The organism is Luteimonas sp. A501, assembly GCF_054052085.1.
In genome coordinates, this window is sequence record NZ_JBSVRI010000001.1 from 998,137 (window position 1) to 1,020,955 (window position 22,819).

Here is a 22,819-nt window from a genome sequence, read left to right on the forward strand (position 1 = left end):
CCCCGGCCTCTGGAGTGATGCGTGCTGGAACTGGTCAAGGCCGGCGGTTGGCCGATGCTGCCGCTGCTGTTGTTGTCGGCGGTGGCGCTGGCGATCATCGTTGAACGCTTCTGGACGCTGCGCCGCAACCAGATGCTCCCGGCCGGCCTCGGCCGCGAGGTACGCGACTGGGTCGGCCGCGGCGGGCAGCTCGATCCGTCCCACATCGAGTCGCTGCGCGGCAACTCGCCGCTGGGCGCGCTGCTGGCCAGCGTGCTCGACATGCGCAACCACCCGCGCGAAGAGATGCGCGAGCGCGTCGAGGACGTCGGCCGCCACCAGGCGCATCGCATGGAGCGCTACCTCAACGCGCTCGGCACCATCGCCGGCATCGGGCCGCTGCTGGGCCTGTTCGGCACCGTGGTCGGCATGATCCAGATGTTCCTCGGCATCATGGATGTCGGCATGGGCGAGATGAACGAGCTGGCCGGCGGCATCGGCAAGGCCCTGGTCTGCGCCGCCGCCGGCATGGTGGTGGCGGTGCCGGCGCTGATGTTCCACCGCTTCTTCCGCGGCCGCATCGATGGCTACATCGTCGCCATGGAGCACGAGGCGATCGCGCTGATGGATGCCCTGGATCCGCGCAACCGCCCGGGCAGGGCCTGACCCGCGCATGCGCATCCGCGACCGCCGCGCCGAGGACATCCCCGAGATCAACCTCGTTCCGCTGATCGACGTGATCCTGGTGCTGATCATCTTTTTCGTGGTCACCACGACCTTCGATACCCGGTCGATGCTCAAGCTCGAGCTGCCGCGTGCCGACGCGCGCGCCGCCGACAGCGAGCAGCCCTCGCTGAGCGTGCTGGTCAACGCCGAAGGCCGCTATTTCATCGATGACCGCGAGGCCCTGCGCACCGACGTCGAGTCGATCAAGGCCACGATCCTTGAAGTCGCCGGCGAAGACCGCGAGCGCCCGGTGCTGCTGCGCGCCGACGCCCGCACGCCGCACCAGGCGGTTGTGACCGCGATGGACGCACTTGGCCAGCTGGGCTTCCGCCGCATCTCGATCGCGACCGCGCCCGAGGCCGGCGGCAATGTCGTGCAGGATCCCGCGCAGTGAGCAGCGCGGGCGGACGGGACCCGTCACAGCCAGAGGCCCCGGCCGCCGAAGGCGCACCCTCTGCCTGGCAGACCTACCGCCGCCTCCTCGGCCACACCGTCAACTACCGGCCGCTGCTGATCGTGGCGATGGTCGGCATGGTGATCGAGGCCGCGGCCGGCGCCGCCTTCGTCTGGCTGATGGAGCCGCTCACCAACCAGGGCTTCGTCGATCCCGACCCGGACATGGCGCTGATCCTGCCGCTGGCGATCATCGGCCTGTTCCTGCTGCGCGGCGCGGCGACCTTCTGCACCGACTACGGCATCGCGCGGGTGGGCCGCAGCGTGGTGCGCGACCTGCGCGAGCTTGTGCTGGGCAAGTACCTGCGCCTGCCGAGCAGCCGCTTCGACACCGAAGCCGTGCCGCAGATGGTCAGCCGGCTCAACTTCGACACCGAACAGGTCACCCAGGCCAGCGCCGACGCGCTGAAGATGCTCATCGCCGACGGCCTGACCATCGTCTTCCTGTTTGGGCTGATGCTCTGGACCAGCGTCAAGGTGACGCTTGCGATGATCCTGATCGCGCCGCTGATCGGGGTGCTGGTCTGGTACGTGGGCGGCCGCTACCGCCGCATCAGCCGCGGCATCCAGACCGGCATGGGCGATCTGGCGCACAGCGCCGAGCAGTCGCTGGCCGCGCAGCAGGACGTCAAGGTGCACGGCGCGCAGGCCTTCGAGCAGGGGCGCTATTCGGCGCTCGCCAACCGCGTGCTGGGCCTGAACATGAAGGTCGAGGCCACGCGCGCGGCGTCCTCGGCGCTCGTGCAGATCCTGGCGGCGCTGGCGCTGGCGGCGATCGTCTGGGTGGCGATCCGCGAATCGCTGGCGGGGCAGCTGAATCCCGGCGAGTTCATCAAGCTGATGACCGCGATGATGGGCATCATTCCGTCCCTGCGGCGCATTACCAACGTGCAGAGCGTGCTGGGCCGCGGCGTGGCTGCCGCCGAGCGCCTGTTCGCGATCCTCGATGACGAGGAAGAGGACGACCGCGGCCGCCACAGGGTCGAGCGCGCGCGCGGCGAGCTGGTGTTCGACGATGTCGGCCTGCGCTACGCTCGCGGCGACGGCAGCGCGCTGGAGAACGTGAGCTTCCGCGCCGCGCCCGGCACCGTCACCGCCATCGTCGGCCGCTCCGGCAGCGGCAAGACCAGCCTGGTGCGCCTGGTGCCGCGCTTCTACGAGCCCAGCTCGGGCCGCATTACGCTGGACGGCGTGCCGCTGGCCGACTACCCGCTGGCCGACCTGCGCCGGCAGATTGCGCTGGTCGGCCAGCGCGTGGCGCTGTTCGACGACACCGTCGCCGCCAACATCGCCTACGGCATCGATGCGCCACTTGAATCCATCCGCGCCGCCGCCGAAGCCGCCAACGCCTGGGAATTCATCGAACGCCTGCCGCAGGGCCTGGACACGCCGATTGGCGAGAACGGCTCACTGCTCTCCGGCGGCCAGCGCCAGCGCCTGGCGATCGCCCGCGCGATTCTGCGCGACGCGCCGATCCTGATTCTCGACGAAGCCACCGCCGCGCTCGACACCGAGTCCGAGCGCCTGGTGCAGGACGCGCTGCAGCGGCTGATGCCCGACCGCACCACGCTGGTGGTCGCGCACCGCCTGTCGACCATTGAGCACGCCGACCAGGTGCTGGTGTTCGACCAGGGCCGCATGGTGGAGCAGGGCACCCACGCCGAGCTGCTGGCGCGGGGCGGGCTGTACGCGCACCTGCATGCGATGCAGTTCCGCGACGGTGGTGCCGCATGAGCCGCCGCGAAACCCCGCGCTGGTGGTACGGCGGCGGCCGCGTGCCGCTGTGGGCGCACGCGGTGTCGCGCGTGTACGCCGCGCTGGTCGCGCTGCGCGTGCGCCTGTACCGCATCGGGCTGCTGGGGAAGCGCCGGGTGAAGGTGCCGGTGCTGGTGGTCGGCAACCTGGTCGCCGGCGGCAGCGGCAAGACGCCGCTGACCATCGCCATCGTCGAACGCCTGCGCGCCGAGGGCTGGAATCCCGGCGTCGCCACCCGCGGCTACGGCCGCGCGGACGAGTCGAAGCCGCTGTGGGTCGAAGCCGGCACGCCCGCAGCCCAGGGCGGTGACGAGCCGGTGCTGATCGCGCGCCAGTCCGAAGCCCGGGTGCGCGTCGACCGCGACCGCGTCGCCGCCGCGCGCGCGCTGGCCGCCGCCGGCTGCGACATCGTGGTCTGCGACGACGGCCTGCAGCACTACGCGCTGGCGCGCGACATCGAGATCGAAGTCATCGATGGCCGCCGCCGCCACGGCAACGGCCTGCCGATCCCCGCCGGCCCCATGCGCGAGCCCGCCGCGCGCGCCGCGGCCTGCGACTTCCGCGTGCTCAACGCCGGCAGCGATCCCGACATCGCCGCCGGCTTTGGCGAGTGGCCGATGTGGCTGGCACCCGGCGACGCCGTGCCGCTGCTCGGCGGCCGCGGCCTGCCGCTGTCGGCGTTCGCCGGGCAGCGCGTGCACGCGGTGGCGGGCATCGGTGACCCGGAGCGCTTCTTCGAAATGTTGCGCGCCCTCGACATCGCCGTGGTGCCGCACGCGTTCCCCGACCACCACGCCTATGTCGAAGGCGACCTGCGCTTCGGCAGCGACCTGCCGGTGCTGATGACCGCCAAGGACGCCGTGAAGTGCGCCGCCTTCGTCGGCGAGCGCCACTACGCCGTCCCCGTACGCGCCGAGCTCCCCGAAGCCTTCTGGGTCGCGCTGCTGGCCAAGCTCGCCCCCGCCTGACTCTGTGGGAGCCGCTATAGCCTCGATCGGGTCAGCGCGACTGTGGGAGCGGCTATAGCCGCTCCCACAAAAGCGGCTCCTGCGGGTCAGGGCGGCACAATCGGGGCACAATCGGGGCATGACCAGGCAATCCTTTACCGTCGCCATCCCCGCGCGTTTCGCCGCGTCGCGCCTTCCGGGCAAACCGCTGCGCCTGCTCGCGGGCGAGCCGCTGGTCCTGCACGTCGCCCGCCGCGCGCTGGCCGCGGGCGCGGACGCGGTCTGGGTGGCCGCCGATGACGACCGCATCGCCGACGCACTCGCCAACAGCGGCGTCCGCATCGCCATGACCTCGCCGCACCACACCTCCGGTAGCGACCGCCTGGCCGAGTGCGCCGCCATCGCCGGCTGGGCCGACGACACCGTGGTGGTCAACCTGCAGGGCGACGAACCCTTCGCGCCCGCCGCCGGCATCCGCGCCGTGGCCACGGCGCTGCTGGACTCCGGTGCCGAGATGGCGACCCTCGCCACGCCGGTGGACGCCGCCGCCACGCTCGCCGATCCCAACGCGGTCAAGCTGGTCCGCGCCGCCAGCGGCGACGCCCTGTATTTCAGCCGCGCCCCGATCCCCTGGCCGCGCGACGCCTGGTCCACGGCCGAAGGCCGCGCCACGCTCCCGCCCGGCGGCCACTGGCTGCGCCACATCGGCATCTATGCCTATCGCGCCGGCTTCCTGAAACGCTTCGCGGCGCTGCCGCCCACGCCGCTGGAGCAGGCCGAATCGCTGGAACAGCTGCGCGCCCTCGAGCACGGCCATCGCATCGCCGTCGCCCTGTCGCCGGAGCAGTTTCCGCCCGGCGTGGATACGCCCGAAGACCTCGCGCGCGCCGAACTCCGCATCGCCGCCGCCCAAGCGGCCCACGGCGCCCGCTGACCTCCGCCCGCTGCGCCTCAATTGCCCGAAGGCTTGAAGTAAGATCCAGACATGCAGGCCGCACCCGAATTCCCGCCAGGCATCGACTGGCTCAACACCACCGAACCCTTGCGCATGTCCCAGCTGCGCGGCCGGGTGACCGCGCTCGCGTTCGTCAACGCGGGCTCGGCCTGGTCCAGCCAGACCCTGGTCGACCTCAACCACCTGCGCAACCGCCATCCCGACCGCCTCAACGTGGTCGCGGTGCACGTGCCGCGCTTCGACCACGAGCGCGAGCCGCGGCGCGTGGGCAAGCGCCTGGCGCGCAACAATTTCGAATTCCCGGTCGGCCACGATGCCGACTGGACGCTGTGGCAGCACTACGGCATCCAGGCCTGGCCCACGGTGGTGCTGATCGATGCCGAAGGCCAGGTGCGCGACCGCTTCGTCGGCGATGGCCAGCTGCGCGGGATCGATTCCGCCATCAGCCGCCTGCAGTCCGAAGCCACCCCGCGCTCGCTCAACGCCGAACGCATCGAGATGCGCCGCGGCGGCGAACCGGTCCTGCCGCTGCGCTTCCCGGTCGGCCTGGCGCTGTCGGGCAACTACCTGTACGTCGCCGACAGCGGCCACCATCGCGTGCTCGAGTGCGACCTCAGCGGCCGCGTGCTGCGCCAGTTCGGCAGCGGCGGCGCCGGCTTCATCGATGGCCCGATGGAGCTTGCCGCCTTCAGCCGCCCGCAGGGGCTGTGCATCGAACGCGACACGCTCTACATCGCCGATACCGGCAACCACGCCGTGCGCCGCATCCAGCTGCGCAGCGGCGATATCGACACCGTGGTCGGCGCCGGCCGCCCCGGTGTTCCAAATCAAGGCCCGGTGGCCGATCCGCGGATGGTCGCCCTGGACCAGCCGCGCGCGGTGTCGCTGGCCGCCGGCAACCTGCACATCGCCACCGCCGGCGACAACCGCGTCTGGTCCTTCGATCTCGGCGCCCCGGCGATGACGCTCCTGGCCGGCTCCGGCGCGCTGGCCGTGGACGATGGCGCGCGCGAACAGGCCTCGTTCGCCGAACCCGCCTCGCTCGCCGCCGTGCAGCAGGTGGTCTATGTCTGCGATGCCGCGGGCTCCGCGATCCGCTCGGCCAACGTGCGCACCGGCCAGGTCACCACCCTGGTGGGGCAGGGCCCCTGGAGCCACGGCAGCGGCGACGGCGCCCGCGCCAGCGCGCGCCTGCAGCAGCCGCAGGCGATCGCGCTTGATCCCGATGCGCCGGTGTTGTGGATCGCCGACAGCGGCAACGACTGCCTGCGCTCGCTGCGCCTGGGCGGCGGTGAACTCACCACCGTCACCCTGCCGCAGCGCCTGCACGCACCCTGCGGAATGGCCGTGGCCGACGGCGTGGTCTGGATCGCCGATACCGACGCCCACGCCGTACTCCGCTATGACACCCGGGACGGAAGCCTGAAGCACGTTCCCATCGGCGAATGACCGCGGCCGGCGACCCCGGCGCCGCGCCCGCCTTCGACGGCAAGGACTTCGTCCGCGGCCTCAGCACTGCCCCCGGCGTGTACCGCATGTACGCCGCCGACGACAGCGTGCTTTACGTCGGCAAGGCCGGTGCGCTGAAGAAGCGCGTGGCCAGCTACTTCAGCGCCAGCCCCAAGAACGCGCGCACCGCCGCGATGCTGTCCCAGGTCGCGCGCATGGAGGTCACGGTCACCCGCACCGAGGCCGAAGCGCTGCTGCTGGAAAACCAGCTGATCAAATCGCTCAAGCCGCGCTACAACGTGCTGCTGCGCGACGACAAGAGCTACCCGCACCTGCTGATGACCCGCGAAGAGTGGCCGCGCATCGCGCTCCACCGCGGCCCGCAGTCGGTGCCCGGCCGCTACTACGGCCCGTACTCCAGCGTGGTCGCGGTGCGCGAAACGCTGAACCTGCTGCACAAGCTGTTCAAGCTGCGCAGCTGCGAAGACAGCGTCTTCAAGAACCGCACGCGCCCCTGCCTGCAGTACCAGATCGGCCGCTGCAGCGCGCCCTGCGTGGGCCTGGTGGAGGCCGCCGAATACGAAGCCGCCGTGCGCCGCGTGCGGATGTTCCTTGAAGGCCACAGCGACGAACTGCTTGACGAACTCGCCGCCTCGATGGAAGCCGCCAGCGAACGCCTGGACTTCGAGAACGCCGCCCGCCTGCGCGACACCCTCGCCAGCCTGCGCAGCATGCAGGCGCGCCAGTACGTCGACGGCCACGCCGCGGATCTCGACGTGCTCGCTATCGCCATGCAGGGCACCAATGCCTGCGTGCTGCTGCTGGCCTTCCGCGACGGCCGCAACTTCGGCACCCGCGCCTTCTTCCCGAAAACCAACGGCGTCGACGAGCCCGCCGAAGTGCTGGCCGCCTTCGTCGCCCAGTACTACATCGCGCACCAGCCGCCGCGCGAGATCGTGCTCGACCGCGTGATCGAGGATGTGCCGCTGCTTGAAGAAGCCTTCGCGCTGCAGGCCGGCCGCAAGGTCACGCTGAAGACCAGCGTCCGCGGCGAGCGCGCCGGTTATCTCGACCTTGCCCGCCGCAACGCCGAGAACTCGCTCGCCACCCAGCTCGGCAGCCAGGCCGCGCAGGCCGCGCGCGCCGAATCGCTGCGCGAACTGCTGGGCCTGGCCGAGCCCGCCAGGCGCATCGAGTGCTTCGACATCAGCCACACCATGGGCGAGGCCACCGTCGCGTCGCAGGTGGTGTTCGATGCCGAAGGCGCGGTGCGCGGCCAGTACCGCCGCTACAACATCAGCGGCATCGAACCCGGCGACGACTACGCCGCCATGCACCAGGCCCTGACCCGGCGCTTCAAGCGCGCCGCCGGCAACGACGACGCCGTGCTGCCCGACCTGCTGCTGATCGATGGCGGGGCGGGGCAGGTGGGCCAGGCCAAGGCCGTGCTGGCCGAACTCGGCATCGCCGGGGGGATCACTATTGTCGGCGTGGCCAAGGGCGAAGCGCGCAAGGCCGGCGATGAGACCCTGCTGCTGCCGGACGGCAGCGAAGTAAAGCCCGGCGCCGCATCGCCCGGCCTGCAGCTGGTGCAGCAGGTGCGCGATGAAGCCCACCGCTTCGCCATCACCGGGCATCGCGGCCGCCGGCAAAAAGCGCGCAGCACCAGCCGGCTCGAAGACATCCCCGGCATCGGCCCGCGCCGGCGCGCGTCGCTGCTCAAGCATTTCGGCGGCCTGGGCGGCCTGCGCGCCGCGGGCGTTGCGGAAATCGCGCGCGTGGAAGGCGTCAATCTCGCGCTGGCCGAACGGATTTACGCCACACTGCACGGCCTGGACGCCCCCGCGCCAGCTGCAACGCGACCCCAGAAGGACCCATGAAGCTCACCCTTCCCACCTGGCTGACCCTGCTCCGCATCCTGTTGATCCCCGTAATGGTGGCGACGTTCTACATGCCCTGGCAGTGGAGCAACTTCGCCACCGCCGGCGTGTTCGGCCTGGCCGCCATCACCGACTGGTTGGACGGCTGGATCGCGCGCCGCTACCAGATGTCGTCGGCCTTCGGCGCCTTCCTCGACCCCGTGGCCGACAAGCTGATGGTCGCCACCGCGCTGTTTTTGATCGTGCAGGGGCATCCCACGCCGTGGATGGCGTTCTGGGCGGCGGTGATCGTCGGCCGCGAGATCGCCGTGTCCGCCCTGCGCGAATGGATGGCCGAACTCGGCCAGCGCGCCACCGTGAAGGTGGCCGCCATCGGCAAGGTCAAGACGGTCGCGCAGATGGTCGCCCTGCTGGCCCTGCTGTACGCCGTCACCCCCGACAAGAACCCGCCGCGCCCCGAGCCCTGGCTGGGCACGCCGATCTTCCACATCGGCGACTGGATGCTGGCCGTCGCCGCCCTGCTGACCCTCTGGTCGGGCTTCCTCTACCTGCGCGCCGCCTGGCCCGCACTCCGCGAAAGCGAACGCCGCAGCCAGTAACCCCCTCGCACGCGCCGCCCGCCGTCCCGCCGCCGGCGGCCTTAAAAGCTGCTCCCACAAAGGCGGGGGGCATCTGGTCGCAGCTATAGCTGCTCTTAAAAAAGTCGGGGGTAGGGAATTCGATGATCGGGGGGTGTTGACAGTTTTTTTCCGGGCATTACAATTGCTGGCTCACAACGCGGGAATAGCTCAGTTGGTAGAGCACGACCTTGCCAAGGTCGGGGTCGCGAGTTCGAGTCTCGTTTCCCGCTCCAGATCGAAGCTGCAGGCATTGCGCCTGCAGCTTTTTTTTTGTTCGATCCCGGGCTATCCGTTGGACGTCGTGCTTTGCGAGGCGATCAGGCTGGCACCGCACGCAGTCTTGTCGCCATGGCGCGCGACCGGGCTGCCGAGGATGACCACGCCCGGGTCTCCCGTCACGATGGTGGTGCTTCCATGCTGGCTGCAGACGACCGCGTCGCCGATGCGCGCGACCTGGCGTCCGCCCAGGCTGACCGCGGGTGCGCCAGCCACGACAGTGCCGCCGTGGTCGATCGCGTCACCTACCAGGATCCATGGCAAGGCCATCGCAGTTCTCCTTATGGAATCGGGTGGGTCTTCACGCGGCTCCATGCTTCGAGCAGCGCGGCGCGCAGCGGCGGCGGGATGTCTTCCGATGCCGGCGTGGTGGCGTAGTGTCCGCCGAAAGAGGGGCTGCCGTCCGGGGGCTGCACCAGTGATTCGCCCTGCAAGACGTACTCACGCCCTCCGGCGTGCAGGACCAGCTTGATGTCATGGGGATCGATTCCGCCGCCGCAGAATCCGCTGTAGCCGACCACCAGCTCGGCGATGCCGTCGTCGTCGAGGTCTTCGACCCGGGTGGCCCGTTCCAGGAAGCCGGCTTCGAAATCCAGGCCGTCACAGTGCGTGGTTTCACCGGCCTGCCACGTCTCCCGCCATCCGGGGGCTGCGTCGTCGGAAGCGTCAAGGTAGTGCGTGACCGTCAGCGCGATCGTTTCGATGTCGCCGTCCTCGCTTTCCGACATGGACTGCGCGCGTCGGAAGACCAGCAGGTTCGAGCCGTTTGCATCGCGGTATGCCAGCGCGTGCAGGAGTTTGCCCTCATCCGCGACGGCAGGCAGTACCAAGCTGGCGGCGTCCACGGGTTCCGCCCGGATGCCATGCGGCGTGCCTGCGGCATCTGTGGCTTCTGCCCGGGTCTCGGCCCCGGTCGCCGGCGTCGTCACGGGCGGTGGCGGGCTGCTGGCATCGTTGCAGCCGGCCAGGCCGGCCACACCGGCCAGGAGCAGCGGCCAGAAAGCCATCCGTGTCCTAGCGCTCATTGCCCGACGCCTTCTGGTTGACGGAAATATCCAGGGCCTGGTTGAGCGCAGCGGATGTGGTCACGTCCAGGTTCGGATCCTCCAGCTCGGTTGCGGCGAATTCGGCATAGGCCAGGGGCACGTAGTACCGCATCGTGCTTTTGCCGAAGGCGCTGAAATTGATCTGGTCGCCCTGGTTCCCGCCCAGCAGGATCGGATTGCCGTTGCTGGCCACTGCGTAGACGAAGCCGACGTGGCTGGTGCCGCGCATGCCGATCGCGCCATAGATCGGCGCGTCGATCTGTGAAAAGGCGGCGTCGCTCGCGAACGAACGCGCCCGGTAGTGTTCCCGCGAGATGGTGTAGCCGGCCTCCTTGAGGCACCAGTTGACGAACGATGCGCACCAGGCGTTGTTGGTCCCCGACATGGAAGGCAGCCACTTCGTGCCCAGCTCATGGTGGTAGTTGATCGTCTTGCCGATCACGTCCTCGGTCTTGCCGGCCCAGCGGCTGGCTTCGGCGTAGGCGTGTTCCATCCAGGGCGCGCGGCGCTGGTCGAGCTGGACGATGGCCAGGGGATGGCCCTGGTTCTCGCGGCTGCGCGTACTGGCCGTGGACTGGGTGCCGCCGGTGCGGGCGGGCCGGGGGGGCGCTGCGGCGGGCGCGCTGGCGACGACGCCGGCGGGAAGGTCGATGACCTGCCCCGGGCTGATCACGTTGCGGTTGGCGATGGCTCCCTGGTTCACCGCCATGATCCGGTCGACGCTGGTCCGGTGCCTGGAGGCGATCGCGGCCAGGGTGTCGCCGCGGACCACCGTGTAGCGGGCAGGAGCGGCCTGCTGGCCCTCGCCATGGATCCAGACCACCTGGCCGGGCCGGATGCTGTTGGCGTTGCGGATGGTCGCGGCATTCGACTGCTGCAGCGCCCCTGCAGTGGTCTTGAAGCGCTGGGCGATCGCCGAAAGCGTGTCGCCGGGTTGCACCACGTAGCGGATCGGTTTGCGTTCCGGTGCCGCTTCCGTCGCCTCCGCCGGGGGATTGTGCGGCTGGGAGGCTGCGGTGAAGATCTCGCTCAGGCGCGCGAAGACGATCGAGATGGACGTATCCAGCAGCGTCAGTCGCCCGATTTCCGCCTTCTCGCCGCCCGTTTCCAGAAGCACGACTTCTTCGCCCGCGGTGCGCGTGACCAGCGGCGGAAGCGCGCCCTGCGCATTGGTGGTGACGTCGCGGCTCTCCCCGTTCCCGCGCTGGACCGTGACCGGATGGTCGGGCAGGGGGCGGGCGCCGTCGGACAGCGCGACCGAGGTCACGTGGACCCAGCGCTCCTGGCGGGTATCGACGCTGGCGTTGTAGCCCTCCATCTGCTCCATGGCCGACATGATCCCGCCGAGCTCGGCGTCGCTCATGTCGCTGAGCAGCCTGTCCCGGGCCAGCCCCGTGCGCTTGATGACAAAGCCGAGGTATTTCTCCGTATCGTTCTCGACCGGCGGTGCATAGGTGTAGATCGCATCGCGAAGCGAAAGCGTGTCGTAGCGGCGGCGCAGCAGCGCGCGCTTTTCCGCGCGCCCGGTCTCGGGGCTGGAGAAGATCGCGAACGCGCCGTTGGGCGTGTCCGCGGTGCCGATGACCCCCTGGTAGAGCCGGCTCGGCCGCAGGTTGCCGGGGTTGTTCAGGCGCCACGCCAGGGTGCCGCCCGTGCGCAGCAGGCGGTCGCCGTTGTCGGCGGTGAACTCCACGGTCTTGATCTCGCGATGGTAGACAGCACTGACCAGCGGCCTGCTCATGGGCGCAGCGCCTCCTCGATCGTGGTCCCGGGCGCGGCCAGCGACTCGCCCTGCCTTTCGAAGATCCAGCGCCCTTCCTCGTCCAGCCGCTTCAGGGCGAACGTTTCCACCCGGACCCTGGCGTCATCGTCATACGGTGTGTCTTCGTACTCCAGCGCAGCAATCGCGAGGCCGGGCGCGGGACCGTCGACCGCCAGCCGCGCATCGCGGGTGGTGAAGTCGGCGGTGGCCGTCCTGGTGAGGATGAAGTCGAGCGCGGGATCCGCGGCGTCGCGCACCAGCGGCAGCTGGTGCCAGGCCGTTTCTCCGCTGGGCCGGAACTGGAACGTGTACACGTGGAACGTGTGCGCGTTGAGGTGGGAGACGAGGCCCACGTTGATGCGCAGCTCGCCCTGCGCGGAGTCGAGCACGTGCTCGCCACTGGCGTAGTTCTGGGCGGAGGCGGAGCCAACGGCGCAGAGCAGCAGGGCGGTGACCAGGAAACGGTGCATCGGCGTCCTCACGGGGCGTCCAGGCCGAGCAGTTCGGCGATGAGTCCGGGATCAAGCGGGGATTCGACGGCATCGTCCAGCAGCTGCTGCGAGTAGCGGTTGCCGTCGGCGTGCAGGGGTTCGGGCGCAGCCTCTGATTCCGGGTCCGCCTCCGGCGCCGTGGCGGCAGGGGCGGCTGCAAGCGTCTTCCAGCCGCCATCGCCGATCTCCAGGGTGAGTTCGGTGCCCAGGCCGTCATGGGTGGCCCGCGGCAGGCGGCCGCTGGCGTCGACCACGCCGGAGGCCAGTGTCGCGCCCTCGCCGTCGCGGACCTTGAAGTTGCGGCCGACCCAGCCCATCGATTCGGCCAGCGAGTCGCTGCCGGTCACCGCGAAGCGCAGGCTGGAGACGAAGGCGAACTCGGCCGCAGGCAGCGCGGGTAGGGCGGCGGCGTTGCGTTCGCCGCCCAGGAACAGGTTCTGGCTGCTCTTGACGGTGAAGTCGCCCGGGCAGGCGAAGACGATATCGCCGCCTTCCAGGGTGATCGCCGATTCCCCGGCCTGGAGCACGATTTTTTCCTGCGCCGTCACTTCGATCGTGCTTTCGGTGCTGGTGATGCTGACCGTCCTGTCTGCAAGGACCTCCAGCCCCGCTGCATGGGCCTGCAGGCTGAGCGGGCCACTGGCGGCGACCATCTGCAGCGTACCGCTGCCGGCGAAGCAGCCCGCCGACGCGCCGGACACTGCGGCGAAGGTGGCGCCCGCAGCGAGATGCGCGCCTTCGCCCGCGGTCCAGTGCTGGGCACCACCGGCGTAGGCCAGCAGGCTGTGCGAGGTGCCGTACACCAGGTGGCTGGCGCTTTCCTGCAGCATCCGCGGCCCGTCGATGCGTTCCACCTCGTCGCCGGGTTCGCGCCCCTGGCCCTTGGGCCGGGCCGCAGGCTGGCTGTTGACCGGCCCGTCGTAGCGGCCCTTGCGCAGGGGGTCGATCGCTTCCAGCAGCGCCTCCTGCCGCGGGTTGGCCTGCAACGGGAAGCCGTCCACGCCGGCGACCCGTTCGGAGAGGCTGGTCGCCGTACGCACCGCGGCCTCCAGCCCTGCCACCGCCTCCGCGGCGTCATGTAAGGTCGAGGCCGCAGCCGGGCGCGCGCTGGTCGAGATCAGGAAGCCCTCGCCGGCGCGCTGCATCGACCAGCCCCGGGTATCGAGCTCGAAGCCTTCGCCGCGCAAGCCACCGCGGTTGGCGTCCGTCTGGTCGATCAGCAGCCCGAGGCCGAGCCGGCTGGCGGCCAGTCCGGTATCGAGCTGGTGGCGCAGCTGCCGCGGCGTGTCATCGACGATCCAGCGGCTGTCCTGCTGGCCGTCCAGGCCGGTGGTGCGCAGGCCGCTGAGCACGCCCGGGTGGTTGGATTCGCTGTCCTCGCCACCGGCGTAGGGCGGGAGATGCGCGCCACCGTACAGCTGCGCGACCACGACCGGCCGGTCGAGGTCGCCATGCTCGAAGTCCACCAGCACTTCGCTGCCCAGGCGCGGCAGGAAGTGGCTGCCGAAATCGGGACCCGCCACGGACTCGGCGACCGGCACCCAGGTGCCGCTGGAAGCGTCGCCGGGGGCATGTCCCGGATCCTTGCCGCCGGTGTCCTGCAGGCCGCCGGGGTTAGGCAAAGCGCCGCGCTGCCACCAGAACTGCAGCCGGACTTCATGGTCGCGGCTGGAGGTCACGCCGGCGTCCGGCAGGCCGACCACCAGCGCGGTCTGCGGGCCGGGCGCCGTGGGCCGGGGGATGTGCATCGGGACCACCGCGACGCCGGCAGGCACGCATACGAAACGGTTGCGGTAATCGCCTTCTTCCAGCGCCGGCGACCCGAGCAGGGTCACGGCGTGGCTGCCCAGGTTGTTGACCGCGGTGTGCTCGACCACCAGCGGAACGAAGCGGTCGCCGTGCAGGTCGGGGTGCTGCTCCAGGGTGAAGGCGTGGCCCGGCGCCAGGCCACGGCCGCTGCCGGCGCCGGCATGCAGCCGGGCCGGAAGGTGCAGGGCCTGCAGCCGCAGGTCCGCGGCGGACTGCGCCAGCGCGGCGGTGGGGAACGCGCCGCTGCGTGCGGCCTGGTAGACCTCCAGCGTGGGCAGGCCGGTTGCGTCCAGCTCCGCCCGGGCGGCGGACATGCGCACCTGGTCGCGCTCCCAGCTCGCAACCGCCACAGCGTTCGTGGTGACCTGGCGCTTCTCGGTGAAGAGCACCGCCGCATCCTCCGCCTCGGTAGCGTCGACCCGGTGGAAGCGCAGCGTGGCGGGCGACGCCTCGGGCGCGCTCGCCTGGTCGTCGTGGATCACCAGCACGTGGCTGGCCCGCGCGCCGGACTGGCGGTCCGCGTCGCCGGGATGTTCGAAGCGGTAGGCCAGGCCGGCGTCGGCCAGCAGGCGGGCCAGGAAATCGAAGTCGGACTCCCACTGCGTGCGTACCGGACGCGGCGACAGCGGCCGGCTGATGTCGAAGCGGTAGTTGGCCTGGGGATAGTGCGCGAACAGCCGCTCGATGATGCCGCGCTCGTCCAGGTCCTGGTGGATCAGGCGGTTGCGACGCAGGCGCAGCAGGGCCGTCCACGGCTCAAGCCGGATGCGGTAGCGCGCAAGGCCACCCTCCGAGCCGAGCTGCGCGGCCTGCGTGCAGCAGCCGTGCCAGGTCCGGCCGCCGCCGGGGCCGCGCAGGCGCAGCGTGGCCTCCGTCGAAAGCAGTGGTCGCAGGTCGATGGAGGCGTTGGCCGACAGGCAGTCGATCTCGAACAGGAAGGGTTCGCTCACCGCTTCGCGGGCGCGGAAGCGCTCGACCGCGAACGCGTCGGGCAGGGTGGTCTCCAGCTCGATCAGCCGATTGTGCTGCGATACCAGACGTGTCCAGGCGGGCAGATCCATGGCCATACCTAATTGTTCCCGTGCCGACCGCGGGTCAGCGCGGGGAAACCGCGCCGGGCCTCAGGCGCAGGGAGTCGAGGATGGCGTCCCAGAGCGCCAGCGCGTCTTCGCTGGAGCCGAAGGGCGCGTCGATCACTTCGCCGCTGTCGTCGGTTTCGCCGGTGGTGCCCAGCTCCAGCGACAGGAAGGGGTGTTCGATCGAATTGGCCTGCCCCTGCGATTCCCACAGAAACTGGTAGGCCGTCTTCCCGTCCGCGTCTGCGCGTACCAGTACTTCCTGGCCCTGCACCGGGCCCAGGTCGCGATCGCCGCGGCGCAGGTTGGTCATCCGTGCAGCCACGTCTTCATAGCCCGGCGGGACCGACGCGGCCCGCTTCAGCAGCCCGCTCGCGGGGCGACCGGTGGTGTAGGACATGAAGTCCAGCGTCACCGTGGGGTAGTCGCGCAGGCGGATGGTCGCGGTGACCTCTTCCCGGTTGAGGCGACTGTGCGCGATGACACCGGAGTCGATGCAGAAGCCGGGTCCCGCCGGCACCTCGGCGCGCGCGCGCGGGCGCAACGCACCGAGCACTTCGCGCCCGTGCGCAGTGGCCTTGGCCCGCGCCTGCGGCGTGGCGTCGCCTTCGCCCTGGAACTGGTAGAGCACCTGCCCGGCCGGGAACCAGGCGAAGTCGTCGTACCGGTACAGGCGACGGCTGTTCGGGCTGGCCCACGACACCAGCGAGACCTGCCCGGTGGCGATGTCTTCGCGCGCGACGTACATCGAGTCACCGTCGCGGTGCGCGGCGTTCCGCAGCCCGGCCTCGCGCGCGGCCAGCCTGTCGGCGAAGCCTTCCCTGGAGACCCCTGCATGGGTGTCCACCCTGGAGCCGGCAAAGGTGTAGCGCGCCGAGACCCGGCTGCCCGCCGGCAGGTCGATCAGGTACCGCCCCAGGCAGTAGGTGGTGTTGCCTTCCGTGCTCATCTGCCGCTCCTCAGCGTGTCCTGCGGCCATCGCCGACACCAGTGCAAGTCCCAGCATCAGTTTCATGCCCAGTCCGCCTGCTGCGAAATTTTGACGATACCGTAGAGCGTGGCCCACAGCGCCCGCGGATCGTTGTAACTGTGCTGGTGCTCATAGCCCTTGGTCACCTTGCCCTTTGCGTTTTTGTCCACGTGCGCGCCGCTGCCCTGGTCGCCCTGGCGGAAGTCGGCTTCCACCCCGGCCAGGCCCGGTGCACGGCTCGACAGCGCCGGCACGGTTTCATCGCCGTTGCCGCCGGGGCCCGCGATGTCCAGCCTGACGGTGGCGCCGTCCACCTGCAGGCGCATCCTTTCCTTGCCGTTGTCGTCCAGCACCAGATGCTGGCCCGGGCCGCCGTCGGCCGGCAGGGCCGCGCCGTCCCAGTGCACTTCCGACCAGGCCTTGCGCTTGCTGTCGTCGCCGTAATGGGCATACGCCGGCGCGGGGTAATGGCCGCGGATGTTGTCGTGGAAGGCGTGGACGTCGTCGATCCGCGTGTCGAACATGGCGAAGGGGTCGGTGCCCCCGGACCTCGAGAACACTTCTTCCCCGGCATCCGGCAGCAGGCCGGCGGGGTCCAGCAGGGACTGGTTGTGCTCGGGCACCAGTCCGTACCAGTCACGGCTCTGGTAGATCTCCGCATACGGGTCGCCCGACTGCGGCAGCGCGTGTGTCCACGGCCGGCCGCCGGCTGCGCCGCCCAGCTTCAGCCAGGCATAGTCGTGCGCGCCGGCGCCCTGGCCGTATTCGTCGGTCGGCAGCAGCTCCATGGCACCCGGGGAATTGGCCATGATCGCCGTGACCTCCGCGGCGTTGCGCCCCAGCACCACGTTGGCGAAGCCCTCGAAACCCGAGCGCATCCGCTTGTAGGTGGCGGGTGCGCCCACGGCCGGCATCACCCCCAGCACCGAGCCCAGCACCTTGTCGTTGCCATGGATGCCGGTCAGGGCACGCGCCACGAAGCCGCCCATGGAGTGGGTGACCAGCACCACCTTCATGCGCTCGGCAACGCCGCTGCCGAGTTCTTCGCGATAGTGCTGCAGGACCACCTCGTCGATGTGGCTGGCGAGCTTGCTGCCGCTGGCGTCATTGGACTGCAGCCAGTTGTAGCCACCCGCCCAGACCTCGAAGCGGTAGCGGGCGGCGTGCCGGAGCTCGTCGCCGGTCAGGGCTTCGGCGCCGGTGCCGTCACCGTAGTCCGCGGCGGCACGGCGGTAGAGCATGTCGTCGCGCCATTCCCCCAGGAGCTCCGCGTTTTCCATCAGCGCGTTGAGCTCCTGCTGCAGCAGGCTCATCGCGGGGTGGTAGGCCGAGCGCATCAGCGTGCCCCAGCCGCGCCTGCGCGCTTCGTCGCGGTCGAGGCTGCCGCCGGTATCGATCGGTCCGCGGTCATCGACCTCGGTGGTGTCGGGATCCAGCAGCCGCTGGCGGGTGGCCGGTCCGCGGAAGAAAAAGCCCACCAGGGTGCCGATCGCGCTCAGGATCGACACCACGCCATCCGTGTTCGGTGGGCGCCAGGCGACCTTTCCGCCGCCCTCCAGACGCAGGTTGGTTCCCATGATCCCGGGCAGGAACACGATCGGGATCACTGCATCGGGCTCGCATAGCACCGCGCACTCGCGATCATCGGTCCGTGGCGTCAGCCGCGTGTGCGCCACCGGCCGTCCCTGTCCGTCGCGTCCGCTCTGGTGGACGGTGATTTCCCTGTCGTCGTGTCCGGACATCCCGGGCTACTCCCTGTTCAACACTTTGATGACGACCTCTTCCAGCGACAACCCCTGCTGCAGTGGCAGGCGGCCATCGCCGTCGGTCGTCACCCGCATGCGCGCGCCGTCGCCGCGGGTGATCTCCACCGGCATGTTGCGCAGCGGCTCGCCGGTCCGGCGGTGCCGCAGCACGTGGCGCTGGTTGAAGTCGGTCTCGGGCCAGGTGTTCATTTCCCGGCTGAGCTGGGCCGGGCCGTCGAACCGGTAATTGGAGGCGTGCACGCGGATCTCACCCGGGCAGGCCCAGGTCATGCCACCGCCTTCGATCACAAGGCTAGCGCCGCCGGCGGTCTTGAGTACGACGCGCTTGCCGGCCGCCAGCTCGACCGCGGCCGTGGCCGAGACCAGCCTGAGCTGGTCGCGCGCGCGCAGCCGCAGCTGGCCCTGGCGGGCCTGCGCTTCCACCGGGCCCTTGCCGGCGATCAGGCGCAGACCGTCTCCCTTCGTGGCACCCGCGAGCAGGCCGATGGCCTGGCCGGTGTGCACGCGCAGGTCGCCGCTGATGGCCCAGCTGGTGTCGCCGCCGCTGGCCAGGGTCAGGGTTTCGCCGGCCAGCCACTGCAGGCTCTGTCCGGCCACCAGGCCCAGGCCGGCCTTTGCGGCAAAGCCGACGAGGGCGTCGCCGCTGTGCGGCAGGTGGCCGTCTGCCACCGCAGGGCTGCGCTGCGCGGCCGCCTCGCGGGCCGCCTCGTAGCCGTCGCCGGGAACCTGGGCCTGCATGCTGGCCAGCAGCCCCTTGACCGGTGGCGTGTCGGCCAACAGCTTCGAGCGCTGGTCGCTGCCGGTGCCGCGGTGGCTGGAATAGCCAACCGTGTGGTGCGTGGATGCCGCCTCGTCGAAGGTCTGCACCAGCTGCACGGCCTGCTTCAGCAGGGCCGTGGCGGGCGTGGGCTCTCCGGCCGGGTCGGCGGCGTCGATCGCATACGTGCTTACCCACAGCCCCGAGCGAGCGCGGAGCGCGCCATAGGCGTCGGTGCGCAGCTCCCAGCCCTGGCCACGGAAGCTGCCGCGGAAGTTGTCGGCCTGGTGCAGCAGGTGGCCGGCGTTGAACTGGCTGGCGGCGTGCGTGGTGGCGAACTGGATGCGCAGCTGGCCATCGCTGTCGTCGAATACCAGCTGGTTGCTGCCGGTGCCGCCGAATTCCCTGGATTTGACGCCGCCCAGCGCGGCGGCGTTGCGGTGCGCATCGTCACCGGCGCCCGCGCCGTGCCAAGGCGGGGCATGACCGCCGGCAAGGTTGCCCTGCGCACTGGGCACATGGTCCGAGGCCCGGGCGTAGACATCGCCGGGCGCCGGCGCGGCCTCGCCGCCGGGCGTGGGCGCGATGCCGCCTTCGCCCTGGCCATCGTAGACGCCGCCCAGGACCAGCGGACGGTCGACATCGTTGTCGATGAACACCACCACCACTTCGGTCCCGATCCTGGGCAGCCACTGCATGCCCACGCCACCGGGGCCGGCCTGGCGCTGCGCCACGCGGACCCAGGCCGTGGTCGGGACGTCGCCCTGCCAGCGCAGCCGCAGCCGCACCCGGCCAAGCCGGTCGCAGTAGAGCTCTTTGGCATCGCGGGGGCTGGTTTCGCCGTCGGGCCCGACCACGACCGCGGTCTGCGGGCCGTTCACGGTGGGGCGGGGATTCCAGCGCGCACCGGTGCCGTCGGCGAGCACCGGGCGCCACGGCAGCGAGCGCGGCAGGCCGTGGAAGCTGCAGGCATAGCCCACCGCGTCGGCGCGACGGGTGCGTTGCCGGCGGAGCAGGGGATCGTCGGACTGCTCCAGGAACGCGCACAGTCCGGGCGGCAGCAGGATCTCGTCGTCGAGCGCGTCGACCGGCTCCACCAGGTCGCCCGCAAGCCCGGCCTCGAGCGCGTCGACCAGCGCGTCGGGCAGGTTGTTCACGCCCTCGTGCCGCACCGCCGCCAGCAGCACTTCCGGTGGTCCTGCGTGGACGCCATCGTCCGGCGCATCCGTGAGCCGGAACCAGTTGCCGGAGCGGAAGCTGCGCACGCTGCCCAGGCCCAGCCAGGCCTGCTGCTGCGCCTCATGGGCCTCACCGGCCAGCGCCAGATAGCGGCGGGCCTGGGCTTCGTCGGCGAACGCATGCGGACCAGTGGGGTCGTAGAGCTCCAGCCTGACGGACTCGATCGCGTTGTCCAGCGGCGTCTGCACGCCCAGCGCCCGGTGGGACTTGTAGTCCTGGCTCAGCCACACCAGTCCGGTCGAACCCAGCGTGTACTGGGCACCGAACCCCTGCACCGCGTCGCTGGCTTCGGTGGCCGCGTCGCGATGGAAGCGGATGCCGTTGCCGGCCGCGGAACTCCGCTCCTCCGACGCCTGGCTTGAATCGGCGAACAGCACCACGTCGTGGCCTGCCGGCGCCTCCGGATTGTCTTCGATGTAGAAGCCCAGGCCTTCCTCGGCGAGCAGGCGGGTGACGAACTCCCAGTCGGACTCGCGGTACTGCGCGCAGTTGCTGCGCACGCGCGCGTCGGCCATGAAGGGACCGACCTCGCCGGTCACGCGCCAGGCGGCGAGCGGGGCGTGGCGCGCGAAGACCGCCTCCACGATCTGCAGCGCCGTCATGTCCTGGTAGAGCCGGCTTTGCCGGGACTGGGCCAGCAGGTGGATCCATGGCACCAGGCGCAGGCGGTAGCGCGCAAGGCCACCATCGGCACCGATGCATTCGGCCTCGGTGACCAGGCCGGTGCGGGTGTGCCAGTCGCCATCGGCCAGACGTGTCTTCAGGGTCACCGGCTGGCCCAGCATCTCCGCCAGCGGCAGCGAGGCATCGGTGGACAGGCAATCAAGGGTGTAACGGAAGCCGGCACCCAGCGCGTCCCAGCCGGACCAGCGCTCCACGAGCAGGCTGGAGAACGTGTTCCCGGCCGAGTCCAGCGCATACAGGCGGGTTTTGTCGTGGAACTGCGCGAGCGCGGCGTGCAGCGCGCCGGGCAGGACATCCATGGTCATGCTGCTCTCCTGGAGCCGTGCGGATCGTCCGGGTCGACCCTGCAGGCCGCTTCGATGTGCGCCGGCCAGCGCGGGATCGTGCAGCTGCGCATGGCAAGCCAGCGGGCGGAGGCCTGGAGGACGGTGAAGGGGGCGAACACGATCGCCGCCAGCGGCGCCATGGTGATTTCATCCGCGGCGATGCGCATGAAGCCTTCCCACCAGGTTTCCTTGCGCTGATCCACGGCGGCGTACATCTTCACGAGTGCGACCAGATCCTGCGGACCGTCCTCCATGTAGCGGCGCAGGAATTCCCAGTGCCGGCGCAGGATGTCCTGGTCGTTGACGTCACAGAACGCAAAGGTGTCCCTGACCGTGGTGCCGTCGCTTTCCAGCACGTGCCCCTGGATTTCCCACAGGTCGGGGCCAGGGCGGCTGTTTTCCCGCGCCAGGGTGAAGAACACCTCGTCCCACGGCACCGAGAGGATGCTCTTGTCCTGCCGGAACGCGTGCACCATCCGCTGCCTGCGGTCCAGGCGGATGGGGTAGTGGGTCAGGCGGAAGGCATCAAGGGTGAGCATCCAGACAACACAGGCTGCGGCGGGCAGGATGATGAGGCAGAGGAAGGCGGTTCCCAGGGTGGCATCCAGGCGGTTCCCTCCGCTGGCCAGTCCATCCACCGTTTCACCCGTGACGGTGTAGGCGAGTGGAGCCATGATGCACGTGACAAGCAGTGCGATCAGGGAAAGCCATCCCCTGTTCATGAAGTACTTGTCCAGGACGTCCATGCAGGCCGAGTCGAGTCTGATCACAGAGGACTGGTCGATCGGATCGACATGCAGCCGTTGCGCCTGCCGCAACTGCAGCGCACGTTCATCGGTCGTCAGTGGACGATTCGTCTTGTATTTCCATACCAGCCCGGCGTGGAACATCAGCGTCGATCCTCCAGGAGGATCCGGGGCACCACCTGATCGTGGGCATCGCGTGCCCATGCATCGTCCGGGTCGACCCTGCAGGCCGCTTCGATGTGCGCCGGCCAGCGCGGGATCGTGCAGCTGCGCATGGCAAGCCAGCGGGCGGAGGCCTGGAGGAGGGTGAAGGGGGCGAACACGATCGCCGCCAGCGGCGCCATGGTGATTTCATCCGCGGCGATGCGCATGAAGCCTTCCCACCAGGTTTCCTTGCGCTGGTCCACGGCGGCGTACATCTTCACGCGTGCGACCAGATCCTGCGGACCGTCCTCCATGTAGCGGCGCAGGAATTCCCAGTGCCGGCGCAGGATGTCCTGGTCGCTCACGCTGGAGAACGCAAAGGTTTCCCGGACCGTGCTGCCGTCGTCGTCCAGCACGTGCCCCTGGATTTCCCACATGCCGGCGCCGGGGCGGCTGTTTTCCCGGGCCAGGGTGAAGAACACCTCGTCCCACGGCACCGAGAGGATGCTCTTGTCCTGCCGGAACGCGTGCACCATCCGCTGCCTGCGGTCCAGGCGGATGGGGTAGTGGGTCAGGCGGAACATCTCGTACTTCAGCAGGAAGAGGCCGGCGGCGATCGGGAGCGAGAGCACGACCACCGCCGCGGCCAGCTCCAGGTACACCGCCCCGCGACCGCCATCGAACGCGTCGCCCGTGCTGGATAGGATCGCGTAGGCCATCGCGCCCATCAGGCCAAGGCCGATCGCGATGGCCAGCAAGCCGACCAGGCTCAGCCAGCCCTTGCTGAAGAAATATTTGTCCACCGATTCAAGGAAGGTCGAGTTCATCCGGACAAGGGCCGCTTCGTCGGCGGGCTCGACATCCAGCCGCGTCCGCTGCTCGAGGCGGAGCGCGTGCTCGTCCTCGCTCAGGGCGCGGTCGACTTTGTATTTCCAGACCAGTCCAGCATGGAACATCGGGCAC

The 22,819-nt window shown here is 70.1% G+C and carries 18 protein-coding genes and 1 tRNA gene; 9 read left to right on the forward strand and 10 right to left on the reverse strand.

Features of this window, described 5'->3' with window-relative positions:
- The first annotated feature begins 21 nt into the window (after positions 1 to 21).
- The 9 genes from ACW7G5_RS04545 to ACW7G5_RS04585 all read left to right on the forward strand — a co-directional run bounded on the left by ACW7G5_RS04545 (position 22) and on the right by ACW7G5_RS04585 (position 8,997).
- Positions 22 to 645: a MotA/TolQ/ExbB proton channel family protein gene (locus ACW7G5_RS04545; RefSeq protein WP_457002183.1), complete on the forward strand. Its 624-nt coding sequence runs from the start codon at positions 22 to 24 to the stop codon at positions 643 to 645.
- Between the two features lie 7 nt (positions 646 to 652).
- The gene (locus ACW7G5_RS04550) at positions 653 to 1,099 is read left to right on the forward strand and encodes an ExbD/TolR family protein (RefSeq protein WP_457002184.1); all 447 of its coding nucleotides are present in this window, start codon (positions 653 to 655) and stop codon (positions 1,097 to 1,099) included.
- On the forward strand, positions 1,096 to 2,892 hold the full coding sequence (gene msbA / locus ACW7G5_RS04555; RefSeq protein ID WP_457002186.1) for a lipid A export permease/ATP-binding protein MsbA: 1,797 nt from the start codon (positions 1,096 to 1,098) through the stop codon (positions 2,890 to 2,892). The genes ACW7G5_RS04550 and msbA overlap by 4 nt, the downstream gene beginning before the upstream one ends.
- Entirely contained in the window at positions 2,889 to 3,881 is a 993-nt protein-coding gene (lpxK, locus tag ACW7G5_RS04560) for a tetraacyldisaccharide 4'-kinase (RefSeq protein ID WP_457002188.1), read from the forward strand. The genes msbA and lpxK overlap by 4 nt, the downstream gene beginning before the upstream one ends.
- A 118-nt stretch (positions 3,882 to 3,999) precedes the next feature.
- The gene (gene kdsB / locus ACW7G5_RS04565; RefSeq protein WP_457002190.1) at positions 4,000 to 4,794 is read left to right on the forward strand and encodes a 3-deoxy-manno-octulosonate cytidylyltransferase; all 795 of its coding nucleotides are present in this window, start codon (positions 4,000 to 4,002) and stop codon (positions 4,792 to 4,794) included.
- Between the two features lie 51 nt (positions 4,795 to 4,845).
- On the forward strand, positions 4,846 to 6,264 hold the full coding sequence (locus ACW7G5_RS04570) for a thioredoxin-like domain-containing protein (protein WP_457002192.1): 1,419 nt from the start codon (positions 4,846 to 4,848) through the stop codon (positions 6,262 to 6,264).
- Positions 6,261 to 8,144 (forward strand): excinuclease ABC subunit UvrC, encoded by a 1,884-nt coding sequence (gene uvrC / locus ACW7G5_RS04575; RefSeq protein WP_457002194.1) that lies wholly within the window; start codon positions 6,261 to 6,263, stop codon positions 8,142 to 8,144. The genes ACW7G5_RS04570 and uvrC overlap by 4 nt, the downstream gene beginning before the upstream one ends.
- A complete protein-coding gene (gene pgsA / locus ACW7G5_RS04580; protein ID WP_457002196.1) occupies positions 8,141 to 8,743 on the forward strand; it encodes a CDP-diacylglycerol--glycerol-3-phosphate 3-phosphatidyltransferase in 603 nt (200 codons plus the stop codon). Before uvrC ends, pgsA begins: the two co-directional genes overlap by 4 nt.
- A gap of 178 nt (positions 8,744 to 8,921) precedes the next feature.
- Positions 8,922 to 8,997, forward strand: a tRNA-Gly gene (locus ACW7G5_RS04585).
- Positions 8,998 to 9,049: 52 nt separating this feature from the next.
- On the opposite strand, the gene ACW7G5_RS04590 is transcribed toward ACW7G5_RS04585, so the two are convergent.
- From ACW7G5_RS04590 to ACW7G5_RS04635, 10 genes are read right to left on the reverse strand one after another with little or no spacing between them, the layout of a single operon-like run.
- On the reverse strand, positions 9,050 to 9,310 hold the full coding sequence (locus ACW7G5_RS04590; protein ID WP_457002198.1) for a PAAR domain-containing protein: 261 nt from the start codon (positions 9,308 to 9,310) through the stop codon (positions 9,050 to 9,052).
- 11 nt (positions 9,311 to 9,321) lie between these two features.
- Positions 9,322 to 10,047: a M949_RS01915 family surface polysaccharide biosynthesis protein gene (locus ACW7G5_RS04595; RefSeq protein ID WP_457002200.1), complete on the reverse strand. Its 726-nt coding sequence runs from the start codon at positions 10,045 to 10,047 to the stop codon at positions 9,322 to 9,324.
- A gap of 7 nt (positions 10,048 to 10,054) precedes the next feature.
- Complete coding sequence (locus ACW7G5_RS04600) at positions 10,055 to 11,827, reverse strand: TIGR02594 family protein (protein ID WP_457002201.1); 1,773 nt, start codon at positions 11,825 to 11,827, stop codon at positions 10,055 to 10,057.
- Positions 11,824 to 12,318: a hypothetical protein gene (locus tag ACW7G5_RS04605; protein ID WP_457002202.1), complete on the reverse strand. Its 495-nt coding sequence runs from the start codon at positions 12,316 to 12,318 to the stop codon at positions 11,824 to 11,826. Before ACW7G5_RS04605 ends, ACW7G5_RS04600 begins: the two co-directional genes overlap by 4 nt.
- Before the next feature lie 8 nt (positions 12,319 to 12,326).
- On the reverse strand, positions 12,327 to 15,209 hold the full coding sequence (locus ACW7G5_RS04610; RefSeq protein WP_457002203.1) for a type VI secretion system Vgr family protein: 2,883 nt from the start codon (positions 15,207 to 15,209) through the stop codon (positions 12,327 to 12,329).
- Between the two features lie 34 nt (positions 15,210 to 15,243).
- Positions 15,244 to 16,239: a T6SS immunity protein Tli4 family protein gene (locus tag ACW7G5_RS04615; protein ID WP_457002205.1), complete on the reverse strand. Its 996-nt coding sequence runs from the start codon at positions 16,237 to 16,239 to the stop codon at positions 15,244 to 15,246.
- Positions 16,236 to 17,936, reverse strand: a complete 1,701-nt coding sequence (locus tag ACW7G5_RS04620) for an esterase/lipase family protein (protein WP_457002207.1) — start codon at positions 17,934 to 17,936, stop codon at positions 16,236 to 16,238. The genes ACW7G5_RS04615 and ACW7G5_RS04620 overlap by 4 nt, the downstream gene beginning before the upstream one ends.
- Before the next feature lie 6 nt (positions 17,937 to 17,942).
- Positions 17,943 to 20,945, reverse strand: a complete 3,003-nt coding sequence (locus tag ACW7G5_RS04625; protein ID WP_457002208.1) for a type VI secretion system Vgr family protein — start codon at positions 20,943 to 20,945, stop codon at positions 17,943 to 17,945.
- Positions 20,942 to 21,856: a DUF6708 domain-containing protein gene (locus ACW7G5_RS04630; RefSeq protein WP_457002210.1), complete on the reverse strand. Its 915-nt coding sequence runs from the start codon at positions 21,854 to 21,856 to the stop codon at positions 20,942 to 20,944. Before ACW7G5_RS04630 ends, ACW7G5_RS04625 begins: the two co-directional genes overlap by 4 nt.
- Positions 21,856 to 22,812, reverse strand: a complete 957-nt coding sequence (locus ACW7G5_RS04635) for a DUF6708 domain-containing protein (protein WP_457002212.1) — start codon at positions 22,810 to 22,812, stop codon at positions 21,856 to 21,858. Before ACW7G5_RS04635 ends, ACW7G5_RS04630 begins: the two co-directional genes overlap by 1 nt.
- Positions 22,813 to 22,819 lie beyond the last annotated feature (7 nt).

Coding starts and splice junctions, on each gene's coding strand:
- ACW7G5_RS04550 (WP_457002184.1), top strand. CDS start 653: ATGCGCATCCGCGACCGCCGCGCCGAGGACATCCCCGAGATCAACCTC.
- lpxK (WP_457002188.1), top strand. CDS start 2,889: ATGAGCCGCCGCGAAACCCCGCGCTGGTGGTACGGCGGCGGCCGCGTG.
- kdsB (WP_457002190.1), top strand. CDS start 4,000: ATGACCAGGCAATCCTTTACCGTCGCCATCCCCGCGCGTTTCGCCGCG.
- ACW7G5_RS04570 (WP_457002192.1), top strand. CDS start 4,846: ATGCAGGCCGCACCCGAATTCCCGCCAGGCATCGACTGGCTCAACACC.
- uvrC (WP_457002194.1), top strand. CDS start 6,261: ATGACCGCGGCCGGCGACCCCGGCGCCGCGCCCGCCTTCGACGGCAAG.
- pgsA (WP_457002196.1), top strand. CDS start 8,141: ATGAAGCTCACCCTTCCCACCTGGCTGACCCTGCTCCGCATCCTGTTG.
- ACW7G5_RS04590 (WP_457002198.1), bottom strand. CDS start 9,310: ATGGCCTTGCCATGGATCCTGGTAGGTGACGCGATCGACCACGGCGGC.
- ACW7G5_RS04595 (WP_457002200.1), bottom strand. CDS start 10,047: ATGGCTTTCTGGCCGCTGCTCCTGGCCGGTGTGGCCGGCCTGGCCGGC.
- ACW7G5_RS04600 (WP_457002201.1), bottom strand. CDS start 11,827: ATGAGCAGGCCGCTGGTCAGTGCTGTCTACCATCGCGAGATCAAGACC.
- ACW7G5_RS04605 (WP_457002202.1), bottom strand. CDS start 12,318: ATGCACCGTTTCCTGGTCACCGCCCTGCTGCTCTGCGCCGTTGGCTCC.
- ACW7G5_RS04610 (WP_457002203.1), bottom strand. CDS start 15,209: ATGGATCTGCCCGCCTGGACACGTCTGGTATCGCAGCACAATCGGCTG.
- ACW7G5_RS04615 (WP_457002205.1), bottom strand. CDS start 16,239: ATGAAACTGATGCTGGGACTTGCACTGGTGTCGGCGATGGCCGCAGGA.
- ACW7G5_RS04620 (WP_457002207.1), bottom strand. CDS start 17,936: ATGTCCGGACACGACGACAGGGAAATCACCGTCCACCAGAGCGGACGC.
- ACW7G5_RS04625 (WP_457002208.1), bottom strand. CDS start 20,945: ATGACCATGGATGTCCTGCCCGGCGCGCTGCACGCCGCGCTCGCGCAG.
- ACW7G5_RS04630 (WP_457002210.1), bottom strand. CDS start 21,856: ATGTTCCACGCCGGGCTGGTATGGAAATACAAGACGAATCGTCCACTG.
- ACW7G5_RS04635 (WP_457002212.1), bottom strand. CDS start 22,812: ATGTTCCATGCTGGACTGGTCTGGAAATACAAAGTCGACCGCGCCCTG.